The organism is Polyangium sorediatum (genome assembly GCF_029946465.1).
Classification (GTDB): Bacteria; Myxococcota_A; Polyangia; order Polyangiales; family Polyangiaceae; genus Polyangium; species Polyangium fumosum.
In genome coordinates this window covers 42,330-54,729 of record NZ_JARZHI010000073.1, presented here as the reverse complement: position 1 = coordinate 54,729, position 12,400 = coordinate 42,330, and the positions used below count along the sequence as shown (strand labels likewise).

Genomic DNA, 12,400 nt, shown 5'->3' with positions numbered 1-12,400 from the left:
GATCCCGCCGGTGCCGCCGACGCCACCGGTGCCGCCTGTGCCGCCGCCTGTGCCGCCGATCCCGCCGGTGCCCCCCGTGCCGCCGCCGCCTGTGCCGCCGATCCCGCCGGTCGCGCCTGCGCCGCCCGAGCCGCCGGTCGCGCCGCTGCCACCCACGCCGCCCTGTGTGTCGTCCGCGCACGACGCGAGACCGAGGGCGCCCGCGAGCAGGAGCAACGAGCTGGAAAAGAGAAGGGTACGAGCCATCAGCAAAACCTCCGGGAGCAAAGCGCCGGCGCGGCGCCGCCCGATACCAGCGGTGGTGCGGCCACGTGGAGCACCCGCCGCTCATGTCGGATCCGGAGCGCGCGCCTGCCGGGAGTGCCGCTCCGAATCAAGCAGGCCGAAGCGACTTCCGGAGCATCGTCTCAGATTTCCGCGTGCGGCTCAACTCGGACGAGGCCCGACGCGAGCAGCGGCCGCCCAAACGAACGGCCGCCATCGTGGGAGAACTCGCGATCCGGAGGAATGGCGCGAGGACGGAGGGGTGCGAGGCGCGTACGCCGAAGGAACGGCGCGCCCGGGACGATGGTCCGCGCCGGGCGCGCGATGTGGGCGGATCAGTAGCTCGTGACGAGCGCGAAGCAGCCGTCGTACGCCTTGTTGCAGTCGGCCTCGGCGCTGTTCGTGATGCAGTCGGCGAGCTCCTGGAGCGCCGCGCTGTTGAAGGGGTTCGTTTCGAGCTGGCAGCCCTGCGTGTCGAAGATCTCGCCGTTGATGCAGAGATCCGTGGCGATGGTCTGGCAGGCGAGGGCCGAGTCGGCCGACGGACAGGCCGCGGCGTACATCTTCCCAACACAGTCGGCGACCTGCTTGTCGTCGCAGGCGTTCGAGGGCTCGACGCCGATGCCCGAGAGGCAGTCCTCGAGCACGCCCGCCGCGCCCCGCGTGTAGATCTCGAAGCCACGCTTGCAGGTGCCGTAGCCGGGGGGGTCGTACTCGATGGGGTTGCCGTTCCCGTCGACGCCCTGGCAAGCCGCCGCGGGGCCTTCCGGCTTGGGCGTGATGTTCATGGCGTCGCAGGCCGCGACATCGGTGGTGCTGTCGTCCGGGCCGACGCAGGAGGAGCCGCCGCTGCCGCCTTCGCCGCCGCTGCCGCCGCCGCCGCCCACGCCCGCGCCGGCCTCGCCGCCCTGGCCGCCGACGCCGCCGCTGCCGCCGTTGCCGCCGACCCCCGCGCCGCCGTCGCCGCCGACGCCGCCGGTGGGGGTGTTGTCCGAAACGATGACGCAGCCGCTGGTGAAGGCCGCGACCGCGAGGGAAGTAAGAACAAAGGCAAACGTAGCGCGAGACTGCATGTTCCGAGTCCTCCGAAGTTGGGAGGCGCCGGGGGCCCGGGGGGGCTCCGGCGCGGACGATTTCAAGACGTGACAGGGTAGTACGAGCAGCCCGGCGGAGCCTTCAAAACCGACCCGAGCTCCGTACGCCCGTTCAGCGATCGCGGCAGATCCGTTCAGCCGGATCCCTCACGGACGGTGGAGCGCGCAGATTTTCTGCGGATCTGGCTTGCAAGCGTCGTGGGGCTTTGCTAGACACCGCGCTCCGTTTTCCTGGGAGCGATCGCCTATGGCGTTCGTCTCTCCCGAAGCCGTAACGGCGCTTCGGTCTCAGCTCGCTTCTTCGGCCGCCGTGGGACACCCCCCGGTGACGCGAAGAGGGATCCTCGTCGCGAGACGTCGGGCTGATGTTCCGGAACGTACGACGGCAGGGCTCGGTTCGACAGGCGCAAGCTTGTCGACCGGGTTGGCCAACGACCGGGCGCCCTGGGCCGAACCGGCCCCCTGTCTGCGAGGTTTCTCGGATGCTAAGCAAGGCCAGTGCGATGTTTTCGCGGATTTCCCCGCGAAAGGCGCGCATGATTGCGGACCTGGTCCGCGGACGTGATGCAGCGGATGCGATCCAGCTGCTCCAGTTCACGGAGAAGTCAGCCGCGCCGGTGATCAAGAAGATCATCGAGAGCGCGGTGGCGAACGCCCGCCAGGGTGGCGCCGACGTCGACGCTTTGTTCATCAGCAAGGCGACGGTCGACAAGGGCCCGAACAAGTTCAACCGCCGCTGGCGCCCCCGTGCGATGGGGCGCGCGACGAAAGTCGTGAAGGGCGTCTCTCACATCGTGATCGAGCTCAGCGAGCGCAAGTAAAGGAACACGGCTTCCATGGGACAGAAGACCCATCCGTACGGCTTCCGCGTCGGCGTCATCAAGACGTGGAGCAGCAAATGGTACGAGGACGGTAACGCGTACCAGAAGTGGCTCCACGAGGACATCCGCATCAAGCGGGCGATCAAGCAGTACCTCTACAACGCGAACATCGCGAGCGTGGAGATCGAGCGTGCCGCGAACCGGGCCAAGGTCATCGTCTACACGGCGCGTCCGGGGATGGTGATCGGCAAGGGCGGCAAGGGCATCGAGACGCTGAAGGGCGGCAACGTCGGCACCGCGACCAAGGGTGAGACGGTGTTCCCGGGCGTCGCCTCCTTCACGGACAACGAGGTCTTCATCGACGTCCAGGAGGTCCGGAAGGCGGAGACGAATGCGCAGCTCGTCGCGGAGAACATCGCGACGCAGCTCGAGCGTCGCATCGCGTTCCGCCGCGCCATGAAGAAGGCCGTGGCGACGGCGATGAAGTTCGGCGCGAAGGGCATCCGCGTTCGGTGCGCGGGCCGGCTCGGCGGCAGCGAGATGAGCCGGGTCGAGACGTACCGCGAGGGTCGGGTTCCGCTCCACACGCTGCGCGCCGACATCGAGTTCGGCCTCGCCGAGGCGAGGACGAAGGTCGGCATCATCGGCGTGAAGGTGTGGATCTTCAAGGGTGAGGTTCTCCAGCGCAAATCGCGCCGGATTCAGTAGGACAGACCGATGCTGTCTCCCAAGCGAACGAAGTTCCGCAAGATGCAGAAGGGCCGCATTCGCGGGGTTGCGACCACGGGAAGCGACGTGTCCTTCGGTGATTTCGGCCTGCAGGCGCTCGAGCCCGCGCGCATCACGTCTCGCCAGATCGAGGCTGCGCGTATGGCGATTCAGCGTCACTGCAAGCGCGCGGGTAAGCTCTGGATCCGCATCTTCCCGGACCGACCGGTGACGAAGAAGCCGCTCGAGGTCCGCATGGGTGGCGGAAAGGGTGCGCCGGAAGAGTGGGCCGCGGCGGTGCGGCCTGGCCGCGTCATGTACGAGATCTCGGGCGTGCCCGAGGAGATGGCGCGTGAGGCGTTCCGCCTCGCCGGGCACAAGCTCCCGATGGCGTGCAAGTTCATCGCTCGCGGGATCGTGTGAGGTATTCGAGATGAAGGCGAAGGATCTGCGCGAACGCACGACGGAGCACCTGCAGGAGCTCGAGAAGAATCTCGGCCGTGAGGTGTTCGACGCCAAGTTCAAGAACTTCACGAACCGGCTGAACGACACCTCGGCGATCCGCAAGGCGCGCCGCGATCTCGCCCGGGTCAAGACGATCCTCCAGCAGCGTGCCAGCGAGCCGGCAGCGGCGGAAGGGAACAAGTAGAGCCATGGCAACGAACGAGGCGAACGCGACCGCCGCCGGGCAGGCTCAGGCCGATACGACCGCGAAGCCGCACGGCTTCCGCCGCAAGCTCGTCGGGCGCGTGAAGAGCAACAAGCAGGACAAGACCGTCGTGGTCGAGGTCGTGCGCAACTCGCCGGATCCGGTCTACAAGAAGTACGTCCGGGCTCGCGAGCGCTACAAGGCGCACGACGAGAAGAACGAGTACAAGGTCGGTGACCGCGTGGAGATCCAGGAGCATCGCCCGATCTCGCGCGAGAAACGCTGGATCGTGACGAAGCTCATTTCCCGCCCGGTGGAGGAGTAGCCATGATTCAGGTCACGACGCATCTCGAAGTGGCTGACAACTCCGGGGCTCGGGTCGTCAAGTGCATCAAGGTTCTCGGTGGCTCGCGTCGTAAGTACGCGGGGCTCGGCGATGTGATCGTCGTGTCCATCAAGGAAGCCATGCCGGGCACCAAGGTGAAGAAGGGCGACACGGCGCGGGCGGTGGTGGTGCGCACGGCGCGTGAGTATCAGCGCTCGGACGGCACCTACATCAAGTTCGACACCAACAGCGCGGTGTTGATCAACAAGGAGAAGGAGCCGATCGGGACCCGTATCTTCGGGCCGGTGGCTCGCGAGCTCCGCGCGAAGAAGTTCATGAAGATCATCTCGCTCGCGCCGGAGGTGCTCTGATGCGACGGCTCCGAGTCGGTGACCTCGTGCAGGTCATCAGCGGAAAAGACAAGGGCAAGCAGGGTCGCGTGACGAAGGTCCTCGCGGAGGACGACAAGGTCGTCGTCGAGGGGATCAACGTGGTGACGCGGCACCAGCGCCCGACGCCGCGCAACCAGCAAGGCGGCAAGATCACGAAGGAGGCGCCGCTTTATGCCTCCAAGGTGATGCCGGTGGATCCGACGACGGGCAAGCCCACGCGGGTGAAGTCTACGATCGTCGATGGCAAGAAGCAGCGCACCGCGAAGAGCGGCGCCGTGATCGCGGCAGGCTGAGCCATGGCGGACAAGAAGGAAGAAAAGGGCAAGGGCAAGGGCGAAAAGCCCAAGGACGCCAAGCCGGCGGCTGCGAAGCCGCAGGCGGCTGCGGCCGGCAAGAGTGGCAAGGAGGCCGGGAAGGGCGGCAAGGGCAAGGGCGAGGCGAAAGCCACGCCGCAAGCCGAAGTCGCTGACGTTCCGCGCGATCCGAGCTACGCGCCGCGCCTGCGCGCGAAGTACCGTGAGGCCGTCGGGCCCGCGCTTTCGAAGCGCTTCGGGTACAAGAACCCGATGATGGTGCCGCGCCTCGAGAAGGTCGTGATCAACATGGGCCTCGGCGCTGCCGTCGGGAACCCGAAGATCATCGACTCCGCTGTCGAGGACATGCGGGCGATCTCGGGCCAGAAGCCGGTCGTGACGCGCGCTCGCAAGTCGATCGCGACGTTCAAGCTCCGCGAGAACCTCCCGATCGGCGTGATGGTGACGCTGCGCGGAGAGCGGATGTGGGAGTTCGTCGATCGCCTGATCAGCTTCTCCCTGCCGCGCGTGCGTGACTTCAAGGGCGTGAGCCCGAAGGGCTTCGACGGCAAGGGCAATTTCACGATGGGTCTGCGCGAGCAGATCATCTTCCCTGAGGTCGACTACGACAAGGTCGACGTCGTGAAGGGAATGAACATCTCGTTCGTGACGACCGCGCGCACCGACGAGGAGGGACGAGCCCTTCTCACGGAGCTTGGGATCCCGTTCAGGCATTGAGGAACGTTCGATGGCCCGTGCAAAAGAATTCGCCAAGCTGAACCGGCCGCCCAAGTTCGCCGTGCGGCACCGGAATCGTTGCAAGGTGTGCGGCCGTTCGCGGGCTTATTACCGCGACTTCGAGCTCTGCCGCATCTGTCTTCGTACGTTCGCGCTCCGAGGCGAGCTGCCGGGCGTGATCAAGGCGAGCTGGTGATGCCATGATGACCGATCCTGTCGCCGACATGCTGACCCGGATCCGGAACGCCGCGCTCGCGCGGCACGATCGGACCGAGGTTCCTGCAAGCAAAATGAAGCAGGCCGTTGCCGAGATCCTCAAGTCCGAGGGGTATATCGCGGACGTGCGGCCGAGCGATGGCAACCCTGCGAAGCTCACGATCGTGCTGAAGTACGGGCGTGATCGCTCGAGCGCGCTCGACGGAGTCCGTCGGGTGAGCCGTCCGGGGCGACGCGTGTACGTCAAGCACGACCGCATCCCCCGCGTGCTCTCCGGGCTCGGGATCTCGATCCTGAGCACTTCGCACGGCCTGATGAGCGACCGCGACGCCCGCAAAAACAAGCTCGGAGGCGAGCTCATCTGCGAGGTGTGGTGATGCAGACGGCTACGACGCAAAATGGCGAGGCCTCCAAGACCTCGCGCGTCGGCAAGCGACCGGTGGACGTCCCCAAGGGTGTCACCGTGTCGATGCAGGGACGCAAGGTCGAGATCAAGGGCGCCAAGGGCCAGCTCGCTCGCGAGCTGCCCTCGACGGTCGACGTGAAGGTCGAGGGTACGAAGCTGCACGTGACCTCGACGGCCCCCGGGCGTGATGGCTCGCGGCTGCAGGGGCTCGTGCGGGCGCTGCTCGCCAGCATGGTGAAGGGCGCGGCCGACGGCTACGAGCGTGTGCTCGAGCTGAAGGGCACCGGTTACCGTGTCGACCTGAAGGGCACGACGCTCACGTTCGCGCTCGGGTATTCGCACCCGGTCGTGTTCAACGTGCCGAAGGGCCTCACGGCGACGATCCCGGCGGATTCGAAGGGCACGGTCCTCGTTCTGACGGGCGCCGACAAGGAGCTCATCGGGCAGACGGCCGCGACGATCCGCGGCTTCCGCCCGCCGGAGCCCTACGGTGGCAAAGGCGTTCGTTATCGTGGCGAGCGCGTTCGCGAGAAGGCCGGCAAGGCTGGCGGTAAGGGCGGCAAGAAGTAACCGAGCGGGGCGACCTCGTGTCGCCCCTACAGGTACGGGGTTACGACCATGGCTATGAAGATCGTCGGACGGGAGCGCCGCAAGCTCCGTATTCGCAAGAAGGTGAACGGCTCGCCCGCTCGCCCGCGCCTCACCGTCTTCCGCAGCGCGAAGCACATCTACGCGCAGGTGATCGACGACACGACGGGTCAGACCGTCGCGCACGCGTCGACGCTGTCGAAGGACCTGAAGGGCACGCTCGACAACGACAACAAGGTCGACGCGGCCAAGAAGGTCGGGGCGCTCATCGCCAAGATCTGCAAGTCGAAGAAGATCGACCGTGTCGTGTTCGATCGGAACGGCTACCTCTATCACGGGCGCGTGAGCGCCCTCGCTCAGGCCGCGCGGGAGGCGGGGCTCGAGTTCTAGCCCCGAAGGCGCCGGGCCCGCGGGGGCCTCGGGCAAACGTCTCGGGCGATAGCGAAGACTTCACGGACGACGAAGAAGGCACGGTATGGCGTTCGATCAGGTCGACGAAGAAAAGCTCAAGGAGCGGGTGATCCACATCAACCGCGTCGCCAAGGTCGTGAAGGGCGGGCGGCGCTTCAGCTTCTCGGCGCTCGTCGTTGTGGGCGACGAGTCGGGACATGTGGGCGTCGGCCTGGGCAAGGCCAACGAGGTTCCGGAGGCGATCCGGAAGGGCAACGACCAGGCCCGCAAGAACATCTTCCGCATCCCGCTCGACGGGGCGACGATCCCGCACGACGCGTTCGGGCATGTCGGCGCGGGCAAGGTGCTCTTGAAGCCGGCGAGCCCTGGAACGGGCGTCATCGCGGGCGGCGCGGTGCGCGCGGTCGTCGAGTCCGCGGGCATCCACGACGTTCTCTCGAAGTCGCTCGGCACGAGCAACCCGCACAACGTCGTTCACGCGACGGTCGCGGCGCTCAAGGCGCTGAAGAGCGTGGAGCAGGTCGCGGGCCGGCGCTCGATGCAGGCGGACGACGTGGGTTGGCAGCGCAAGGGTGGCAGCGCGACGGGCGGCGCGACGAACCGCCGCCGTGCGAGCCAGATTCCCCCGGCACGCAACCCGCGTGAGGGGGGTGAAGGAGGTACGCCGTGAAGAGCCATCTCCGCGTGCGGCAGACGGGCAGCGTGACGAACCAGACGGAGCACACGCGCAAGGTTTTGCGGGGCCTCGGCCTCCGCAAGCCGGGCAATGAGGTGCTCGTGGCGAACACGCCCTCGTTCCGTGGCATGGTCAAGAAGGTGATCCACCTCGTTTCGGTCGAGGAAGTCGACGGCAACGGCGCGCAGGCGTCGAAGTAAGGAAGCGTAGCAGCATGGACATCCTCTCGAAGCTTCAGGCGCCGGAAGGCGCCAACAAGAAGGAGACCCGCGTCGGCCGCGGCGTGGGCTCCGGCCTCGGCAAGACCGCGGGCCGTGGCCAGAAGGGCCAGAAGGCCCGGTCGACGGGCAACATCGGCAAGAAGCACTTCCAGGGCGGCCAGACCCCGATCCAGCGTCGCCTCCCGAAGCGCGGCTTCCGGAACCCGCTCGCGGCGATCGTCGCGAACGTGAACGTCGGCGACCTCGAGATCTTCGAGGCCGGCGCGGACGTGAACCAGGATGCGCTGGAGGGCAAGCGCCTGCTCCAGGGTCGTTACGACCTCATCAAGGTGCTCGGCGACGGCGAGCTCACGAAGAAGCTCACCGTGACGGCGCACCGGTTCTCGAAGAGCGCCATCGCCAAGATCGAGGCGGCGGGCGGCAAGGCGATCGTGCTTGCGCTCGGCAAGGCTTCGGCGCAAGCCTAACGTCCCTCCGGCTCGAGCCCCTCCAAGGCAGCACACCGACGTACCATGGCCACACTCGCGGGAATTGCGAACTTCCACAAGGTCCCGGAGCTCCGGCGCAGGGTGATCTTCACCCTCGTGATGCTGGCCGTGTACCGCATCGGGGTCTTCGTCACGGTCCCCGGCGTCGATCGCGCCGCCATGTCGAAGTACATGGCGAAGCAGTCGGGCGGGCTGCTGAATTTCTTCAACATGTTCTCCGGCGGCGCGCTGGAGAACTTCTCCCTCTTTGCGCTCGGGATCATGCCGTACATCTCGGCATCGATCATCATCCAGTTGATGGGCATGGTCTACAAGCCCATCGACGAGCTGCGCAAAGAGGGAGAGCAGGGGCGCCGCAAGATCGACCAGTACACGCGCTACGGCACGGTCGCGCTGTCGCTCTTCCAGGCGTACGGCAGCGCCAAGCTCGTCGAGGGCTGGTCGGCCTCGGACTCGGGCGCGGGCATCGTCACGCACCCGGGCCTTGGCTTCCAGCTCATGACGATGATCACGCTGACCACGGGGACGGCGTTCCTCATGTGGATCGGCGAGCAGATCACGGAGCGCGGGATCGGCAACGGCATCTCGCTCCTGATCTTCGCGGGTATCGTGACGGGCGTGCCGGGCTGGGTGGGTAGTTATCTCGCGACGAACGCGGGCAACATCCAGCCGCTCACGATCTCTGCGGTGGGTGCGTTCGTCGTGGCGGCGATCGCGGTGATCGCGTTCTTCGAGAACGGGCGCCGGCAGATCCCGATCGTGTACTCGCGCCGGCAGGTGGGGCGGCGCGTGTACGGCGCGCAGAACGCGCACCTGCCGCTCAAGGTGAACACGGCGGGTACGATCCCGCCGATCTTCGCCTCCTCGCTGCTCATGTTCCCCGCGACGCTGGCGAACATGAACGTGCCGGGCGCGGACAAGCTTCAGTCGATCATCAGCGGCGGCGGCTGGGTGTTCAACACCGGCTACGCGCTCTTGATCGTGTTCTTCTGCTACTTCTACACGAGCGTCACGTTCCAGCCGGTCGACGTGGCGGAGAACCTCAAGAAGCAGCAAGCGAACATCCCCGGGATCCGCCCTGGCAAGCAGACGGCGGACTACATCCAGGGCGTGATGAACCGCATCACGTTTGGCGGGGCGATGTACGTCGCAGCCGTGTGTGTCTTGCCGTCGGTGGTCGGCGACCTCCTGCGCGTGCAGATCACGTTTGGCGGGACGTCCTTGATGATCGTCGTGGGTGTTGCGCTGGATACGGTCAACCAGATCGAGGCGCAGCTCATCACGCGCAGCTACGAAGGGCTCACCGGCCCTGGGGCGAGCCGCATTCGTGCGCGGCGCCTCCCCGAGGGATGAGAAGGGGGATCTTCGGATGATCGCGATCTTGGTTGGTCCGCCCGGCTCGGGCAAAGGCACGCAGGCGAAGGTGCTCTGCGGCAAGTTTGGGATCCCGCAGATCTCGACGGGGGACATGCTTCGTGCGGCCAAGGCGGCCGGTACGCTCGATCCTCGTTACCGCGCGATCATGGACGCGGGTGGCCTCGTTCCGGACGAGGCGATGATCGAGCTCATCGACAAGCGCATCGACGACGCGGACTGCAAGAAGGGCTTCTTGCTCGACGGTTTTCCGCGGACGGTGCCCCAGGCTGAGGCGCTCGAGCGTCTGCTTGCGGGTCGGGGCTTCACGATCGATGCTGTTTTGCAGCTTGATGTGGCGCGATCGCTCCTGGAGGAGCGCTTGATCCACCGTCGGACCGACAAAAGGTCTGGACAGATCTACCATCTCGTCTATAATCCGCCGCCCCCGGATGCCGAGCTAGAGCATCGGGCGGACGATCGGCAGGAGGCCGTCGGAAAGCGTCTCGACGCGTACGAGGCGATGACGGCGGCGCTCCTGCCCTACTACGAAGCAAAAGGTCTCCTCCGGCGTGTCGATGGTGTCGGCAAACCCGAGGAGGTCACGGCGAGGGTGCTAGAGGCCCTTGGCCGAGTGCAGTCGGAAGAGTCATGAGGCGATCGAACCAAAGCTCGAAACCCGCGAAAGAACCGAAGGGCGACAAGCTCGAGTTCGATGGTGTCGTTCAGGAAGCTCTTCCGAACGCGATGTTTCGAGTGAAGGCCGACAATGGTCTCGGCGTGCTCGCGACCATCAGCGGCCGGATGCGTCAGTACTACATCAAGATTTTGCCCGGCGATCGCGTTACGGTTGAGGTTTCGCCCTACGACCCGACGCGTGGCCGGATCACGTATCGTCACAAGTAGACCAAGCAGCCCAAGTAGCGGAGCGAGGACAGGGAACGGAGCCGCGACATGAAGGTGCGACCGAGCGTCAAGAAAATCTGCGACAAGTGCAAGGTGGTACGCCGTCGCGGCGTCGTGCGCGTGATCTGCGAGAACCCTCGCCACAAGCAGCGTCAGGGCTGAGCTGGAGCAACCATGGCACGTATTGCTGGCGTCGATCTCCCGCGTCGTAAGCATCTCGCGTATGCGCTTCCGTACCTCTATGGTATCGGACGTGCGCTCGCGAAGCAGATCTGCGCGAAAGCCAAGATCCCCGAGAACAAGAGGGTGGAGGAGCTGAGCGACGCAGAGGTCAGGACGATTCGCGAGATCCTCGACGCCGAGTACAAGGTGGAGGGTGATCTCCGTCGTGAGGTTCAGCTCAACATCAAGCGGCTGATGGATCTCGGCTGCTACCGCGGTCTTCGGCATCGCCGTGGTCTGCCGGTGAATGGCCAGCGCACGCACACGAATGCGCGTACGCGCAAGGGCCCCCGCAAGGGCATGCTGCAGCGTCGCCCGGCGACGAAGGCGTGACGGGACGTTAGGAAGAGGACGCTATGGCGAGTCCGAAGACGGCGGCCACCAAGGCCAAGCAGAAGAAGAAGGTCAAGAAGAACATCGCGGCTGGGATTGCGCACATCCAGTCGACGTTCAACAACACGGTCGTGACGATCACGGACATCAACGGCAATGCCGTGGCGTGGTCGTCGGCCGGTGCGCGCGGGTTCAAGGGGTCGCGCAAGTCGACGCCCTTCGCTGCGCAGCTCGCTGCCGAAGAGGCGGCGCGGCGGGCGCAGGAGCACGGAATGCGGTCGGTGGCCGTATTCGTGAAGGGCCCTGGCGCCGGGCGCGAGAGCGCGCTCCGTGCGTTGCAGACGGCCGGCTTCAAGGTGACGTTGATCCGCGACGTCACGCCCATTCCGCACAATGGTTGCCGGCCGCCCAAGCGGCGCCGGGTCTGAGGCAGCGCGCGCGGGAGTCCGCTCGAGGTTACGAACATGGCTCGCTACGTTGGTCCTGTCTGCAAGCTCTGCCGCCGCGAAGGCATGAAGCTCTACCTCAAGGGTGAGCGCTGCTATTCGGAGAAATGCGCCTACACGCGGCGTCCTTACCCGCCCGGCCAGCATGGTCAGGGTCGTATCAAGCTCAGCGAGTACGCCGTCCGGCTCCGCGAGAAGCAAAAGGTGCGTCGCATCTATGGCGTTCTCGAGAGCCAGTTCCACGGCTACTTCCAGGAGGCGAGCCGCCGCAAGGGCCGCACGGGTGAAGAGATGCTGGCGCTCCTCGAGCGTCGCCTCGACAACGTCGTGCACCGGCTCGGTTATGCGGCGTCGCGCTCCGAGGCGCGTCAGCTCGTGCGCCACGGTCACGTGAAGGTGAACGGCAAGCGCCTCGACATCCCGAGCTTCGTGGTTCGGGTGGGCGATCGCGTGGACCTCACCGAGGGCGCGAAGAAGTTCAAGTTCGTGGCGGCCGCCGTGGCCGGCGCGGACAAGCGCCCGATCGCCTCGTGGCTCGATGCCGACCGTGGAGCGTTCTCGGGCTCGGTCAAGTCGACCCCGGTGCGCGAGGACCTCAACGAGCCGGAGATCCGCGAGCAGCTCGTCGTCGAGTATTACTCGCGCTGATTTCCGTTCGCAGGTCGGTGGTTTTGCGGTGAACGTTTCGGAAAGCTGATCGGGGGCGTGCGATGGAGCGCGGCCCCGATCGCTTTTTGATTGCAGGAAAAAAGCGCCAACTGGCGCGACGCGGGCAGGAGACGGCTTCCGCGCACCGAGTGCGGTGACGGCAGCGAGATCTCCGCGCGAACCCCTCGAAGAAAGAGGACGC

At 66.2% G+C, this 12,400-nt stretch carries 23 protein-coding genes and 1 pseudogene; 22 read left to right on the top strand and 2 right to left on the bottom strand.

The window, feature by feature from the left end; translation table 11 throughout:
* Both QHF89_RS41980 and QHF89_RS41975 read right to left on the bottom strand, forming a co-directional pair.
* Positions 1 to 246, bottom strand: a pseudogene (locus tag QHF89_RS41980) (hypothetical protein); the annotation flags it as partial.
* Positions 247 to 599: 353 nt separating this feature from the next.
* On the bottom strand, positions 600 to 1,337 hold the full coding sequence (locus QHF89_RS41975) for a hypothetical protein (RefSeq protein ID WP_284721632.1): 738 nt from the start codon (positions 1,335 to 1,337) through the stop codon (positions 600 to 602).
* Between the two features lie 503 nt (positions 1,338 to 1,840).
* On the opposite strand from QHF89_RS41975, the gene rplV reads away from it, so the two are divergent.
* The 22 genes from rplV to rpsD all read left to right on the top strand — a co-directional run bounded on the left by rplV (position 1,841) and on the right by rpsD (position 12,198).
* Complete coding sequence (gene rplV, locus QHF89_RS41970; protein ID WP_136965061.1) at positions 1,841 to 2,179, top strand: 50S ribosomal protein L22; 339 nt, start codon at positions 1,841 to 1,843, stop codon at positions 2,177 to 2,179.
* Positions 2,180 to 2,194: 15 nt separating this feature from the next.
* Positions 2,195 to 2,887 (top strand): 30S ribosomal protein S3, encoded by a 693-nt coding sequence (gene rpsC, locus QHF89_RS41965; protein ID WP_136935251.1) that lies wholly within the window; start codon positions 2,195 to 2,197, stop codon positions 2,885 to 2,887.
* 9 nt (positions 2,888 to 2,896) lie between these two features.
* The gene (rplP, locus tag QHF89_RS41960) at positions 2,897 to 3,310 is read left to right on the top strand and encodes a 50S ribosomal protein L16 (RefSeq protein WP_136935252.1); all 414 of its coding nucleotides are present in this window, start codon (positions 2,897 to 2,899) and stop codon (positions 3,308 to 3,310) included.
* A 10-nt stretch (positions 3,311 to 3,320) separates the two neighbouring features.
* Positions 3,321 to 3,536, top strand: coding sequence for a 50S ribosomal protein L29 (rpmC, locus tag QHF89_RS41955; protein ID WP_136935253.1), 216 nt, complete (start codon positions 3,321 to 3,323; stop codon positions 3,534 to 3,536).
* A 4-nt stretch (positions 3,537 to 3,540) separates the two neighbouring features.
* Entirely contained in the window at positions 3,541 to 3,861 is a 321-nt protein-coding gene (gene rpsQ / locus QHF89_RS41950) for a 30S ribosomal protein S17 (RefSeq protein WP_136935254.1), read from the top strand.
* Positions 3,862 to 3,863: 2 nt separating this feature from the next.
* The gene (gene rplN, locus QHF89_RS41945; RefSeq protein ID WP_136935255.1) at positions 3,864 to 4,232 is read left to right on the top strand and encodes a 50S ribosomal protein L14; all 369 of its coding nucleotides are present in this window, start codon (positions 3,864 to 3,866) and stop codon (positions 4,230 to 4,232) included.
* Entirely contained in the window at positions 4,232 to 4,546 is a 315-nt protein-coding gene (gene rplX / locus QHF89_RS41940) for a 50S ribosomal protein L24 (protein ID WP_136965060.1), read from the top strand. The genes rplN and rplX overlap by 1 nt, the downstream gene beginning before the upstream one ends.
* Positions 4,547 to 4,753: 207 nt before the next feature.
* Positions 4,754 to 5,284, top strand: a complete 531-nt coding sequence (gene rplE, locus QHF89_RS41935) for a 50S ribosomal protein L5 (protein ID WP_136965481.1) — start codon at positions 4,754 to 4,756, stop codon at positions 5,282 to 5,284.
* A 10-nt stretch (positions 5,285 to 5,294) separates the two neighbouring features.
* Positions 5,295 to 5,480 carry a type Z 30S ribosomal protein S14 gene (locus QHF89_RS41930; RefSeq protein ID WP_136935257.1) on the top strand — a complete coding sequence of 62 codons (186 nt, stop codon included), beginning with the start codon at positions 5,295 to 5,297 and terminating at the stop codon, positions 5,478 to 5,480.
* Between the two features lie 4 nt (positions 5,481 to 5,484).
* Positions 5,485 to 5,877 (top strand): 30S ribosomal protein S8, encoded by a 393-nt coding sequence (gene rpsH / locus QHF89_RS41925; protein WP_136935258.1) that lies wholly within the window; start codon positions 5,485 to 5,487, stop codon positions 5,875 to 5,877.
* On the top strand, positions 5,877 to 6,476 hold the full coding sequence (gene rplF, locus QHF89_RS41920; RefSeq protein WP_136965059.1) for a 50S ribosomal protein L6: 600 nt from the start codon (positions 5,877 to 5,879) through the stop codon (positions 6,474 to 6,476). The genes rpsH and rplF overlap by 1 nt, the downstream gene beginning before the upstream one ends.
* A gap of 48 nt (positions 6,477 to 6,524) precedes the next feature.
* A complete protein-coding gene (rplR, locus tag QHF89_RS41915; RefSeq protein ID WP_136935260.1) occupies positions 6,525 to 6,884 on the top strand; it encodes a 50S ribosomal protein L18 in 360 nt (119 codons plus the stop codon).
* An 85-nt stretch (positions 6,885 to 6,969) separates the two neighbouring features.
* The gene (rpsE, locus tag QHF89_RS41910) at positions 6,970 to 7,575 is read left to right on the top strand and encodes a 30S ribosomal protein S5 (RefSeq protein WP_136935261.1); all 606 of its coding nucleotides are present in this window, start codon (positions 6,970 to 6,972) and stop codon (positions 7,573 to 7,575) included.
* Positions 7,572 to 7,781 (top strand): 50S ribosomal protein L30, encoded by a 210-nt coding sequence (gene rpmD, locus QHF89_RS41905; protein WP_136935262.1) that lies wholly within the window; start codon positions 7,572 to 7,574, stop codon positions 7,779 to 7,781. The genes rpsE and rpmD overlap by 4 nt, the downstream gene beginning before the upstream one ends.
* Before the next feature lie 14 nt (positions 7,782 to 7,795).
* Positions 7,796 to 8,269: a 50S ribosomal protein L15 gene (rplO, locus tag QHF89_RS41900; RefSeq protein ID WP_136965058.1), complete on the top strand. Its 474-nt coding sequence runs from the start codon at positions 7,796 to 7,798 to the stop codon at positions 8,267 to 8,269.
* A gap of 45 nt (positions 8,270 to 8,314) precedes the next feature.
* A complete protein-coding gene (gene secY / locus QHF89_RS41895; RefSeq protein WP_136935264.1) occupies positions 8,315 to 9,643 on the top strand; it encodes a preprotein translocase subunit SecY in 1,329 nt (442 codons plus the stop codon).
* 16 nt (positions 9,644 to 9,659) lie between these two features.
* Entirely contained in the window at positions 9,660 to 10,298 is a 639-nt protein-coding gene (locus QHF89_RS41890) for an adenylate kinase (protein WP_136965057.1), read from the top strand.
* A complete protein-coding gene (infA, locus tag QHF89_RS41885) occupies positions 10,295 to 10,549 on the top strand; it encodes a translation initiation factor IF-1 (protein ID WP_136921418.1) in 255 nt (84 codons plus the stop codon). The genes QHF89_RS41890 and infA overlap by 4 nt, the downstream gene beginning before the upstream one ends.
* A gap of 48 nt (positions 10,550 to 10,597) precedes the next feature.
* Entirely contained in the window at positions 10,598 to 10,711 is a 114-nt protein-coding gene (rpmJ, locus tag QHF89_RS41880; RefSeq protein ID WP_136935266.1) for a 50S ribosomal protein L36, read from the top strand.
* A gap of 12 nt (positions 10,712 to 10,723) precedes the next feature.
* On the top strand, positions 10,724 to 11,104 hold the full coding sequence (gene rpsM / locus QHF89_RS41875; RefSeq protein WP_136935267.1) for a 30S ribosomal protein S13: 381 nt from the start codon (positions 10,724 to 10,726) through the stop codon (positions 11,102 to 11,104).
* A 23-nt stretch (positions 11,105 to 11,127) separates the two neighbouring features.
* Positions 11,128 to 11,532, top strand: coding sequence for a 30S ribosomal protein S11 (rpsK, locus tag QHF89_RS41870; RefSeq protein WP_136935268.1), 405 nt, complete (start codon positions 11,128 to 11,130; stop codon positions 11,530 to 11,532).
* A gap of 36 nt (positions 11,533 to 11,568) precedes the next feature.
* Positions 11,569 to 12,198, top strand: coding sequence for a 30S ribosomal protein S4 (gene rpsD / locus QHF89_RS41865; protein ID WP_136935269.1), 630 nt, complete (start codon positions 11,569 to 11,571; stop codon positions 12,196 to 12,198).
* Positions 12,199 to 12,400: the final 202 nt, after the last annotated feature.

What these genes read in the sequence shown, in the direction of transcription:
- QHF89_RS41975 (WP_284721632.1), bottom strand. Translation starts at nt 1,337, where the DNA reads ATGCAGTCTCGCGCTACGTTTGCCTTTGTTCTTACTTCCCTCGCGGTC.
- rplV (WP_136965061.1), top strand. Translation starts at nt 1,841, where the DNA reads ATGCTAAGCAAGGCCAGTGCGATGTTTTCGCGGATTTCCCCGCGAAAG.
- rpsC (WP_136935251.1), top strand. Translation starts at nt 2,195, where the DNA reads ATGGGACAGAAGACCCATCCGTACGGCTTCCGCGTCGGCGTCATCAAG.
- rplP (WP_136935252.1), top strand. Translation starts at nt 2,897, where the DNA reads ATGCTGTCTCCCAAGCGAACGAAGTTCCGCAAGATGCAGAAGGGCCGC.
- rpmC (WP_136935253.1), top strand. Translation starts at nt 3,321, where the DNA reads ATGAAGGCGAAGGATCTGCGCGAACGCACGACGGAGCACCTGCAGGAG.
- rpsQ (WP_136935254.1), top strand. Translation starts at nt 3,541, where the DNA reads ATGGCAACGAACGAGGCGAACGCGACCGCCGCCGGGCAGGCTCAGGCC.
- rplN (WP_136935255.1), top strand. Translation starts at nt 3,864, where the DNA reads ATGATTCAGGTCACGACGCATCTCGAAGTGGCTGACAACTCCGGGGCT.
- rplX (WP_136965060.1), top strand. Translation starts at nt 4,232, where the DNA reads ATGCGACGGCTCCGAGTCGGTGACCTCGTGCAGGTCATCAGCGGAAAA.
- QHF89_RS41930 (WP_136935257.1), top strand. Translation starts at nt 5,295, where the DNA reads ATGGCCCGTGCAAAAGAATTCGCCAAGCTGAACCGGCCGCCCAAGTTC.
- rpsH (WP_136935258.1), top strand. Translation starts at nt 5,485, where the DNA reads ATGATGACCGATCCTGTCGCCGACATGCTGACCCGGATCCGGAACGCC.
- rplF (WP_136965059.1), top strand. Translation starts at nt 5,877, where the DNA reads ATGCAGACGGCTACGACGCAAAATGGCGAGGCCTCCAAGACCTCGCGC.
- rplR (WP_136935260.1), top strand. Translation starts at nt 6,525, where the DNA reads ATGGCTATGAAGATCGTCGGACGGGAGCGCCGCAAGCTCCGTATTCGC.
- rpsE (WP_136935261.1), top strand. Translation starts at nt 6,970, where the DNA reads ATGGCGTTCGATCAGGTCGACGAAGAAAAGCTCAAGGAGCGGGTGATC.
- rplO (WP_136965058.1), top strand. Translation starts at nt 7,796, where the DNA reads ATGGACATCCTCTCGAAGCTTCAGGCGCCGGAAGGCGCCAACAAGAAG.
- secY (WP_136935264.1), top strand. Translation starts at nt 8,315, where the DNA reads ATGGCCACACTCGCGGGAATTGCGAACTTCCACAAGGTCCCGGAGCTC.
- QHF89_RS41890 (WP_136965057.1), top strand. Translation starts at nt 9,660, where the DNA reads ATGATCGCGATCTTGGTTGGTCCGCCCGGCTCGGGCAAAGGCACGCAG.
- infA (WP_136921418.1), top strand. Translation starts at nt 10,295, where the DNA reads ATGAGGCGATCGAACCAAAGCTCGAAACCCGCGAAAGAACCGAAGGGC.
- rpmJ (WP_136935266.1), top strand. Translation starts at nt 10,598, where the DNA reads ATGAAGGTGCGACCGAGCGTCAAGAAAATCTGCGACAAGTGCAAGGTG.
- rpsM (WP_136935267.1), top strand. Translation starts at nt 10,724, where the DNA reads ATGGCACGTATTGCTGGCGTCGATCTCCCGCGTCGTAAGCATCTCGCG.
- rpsK (WP_136935268.1), top strand. Translation starts at nt 11,128, where the DNA reads ATGGCGAGTCCGAAGACGGCGGCCACCAAGGCCAAGCAGAAGAAGAAG.
- rpsD (WP_136935269.1), top strand. Translation starts at nt 11,569, where the DNA reads ATGGCTCGCTACGTTGGTCCTGTCTGCAAGCTCTGCCGCCGCGAAGGC.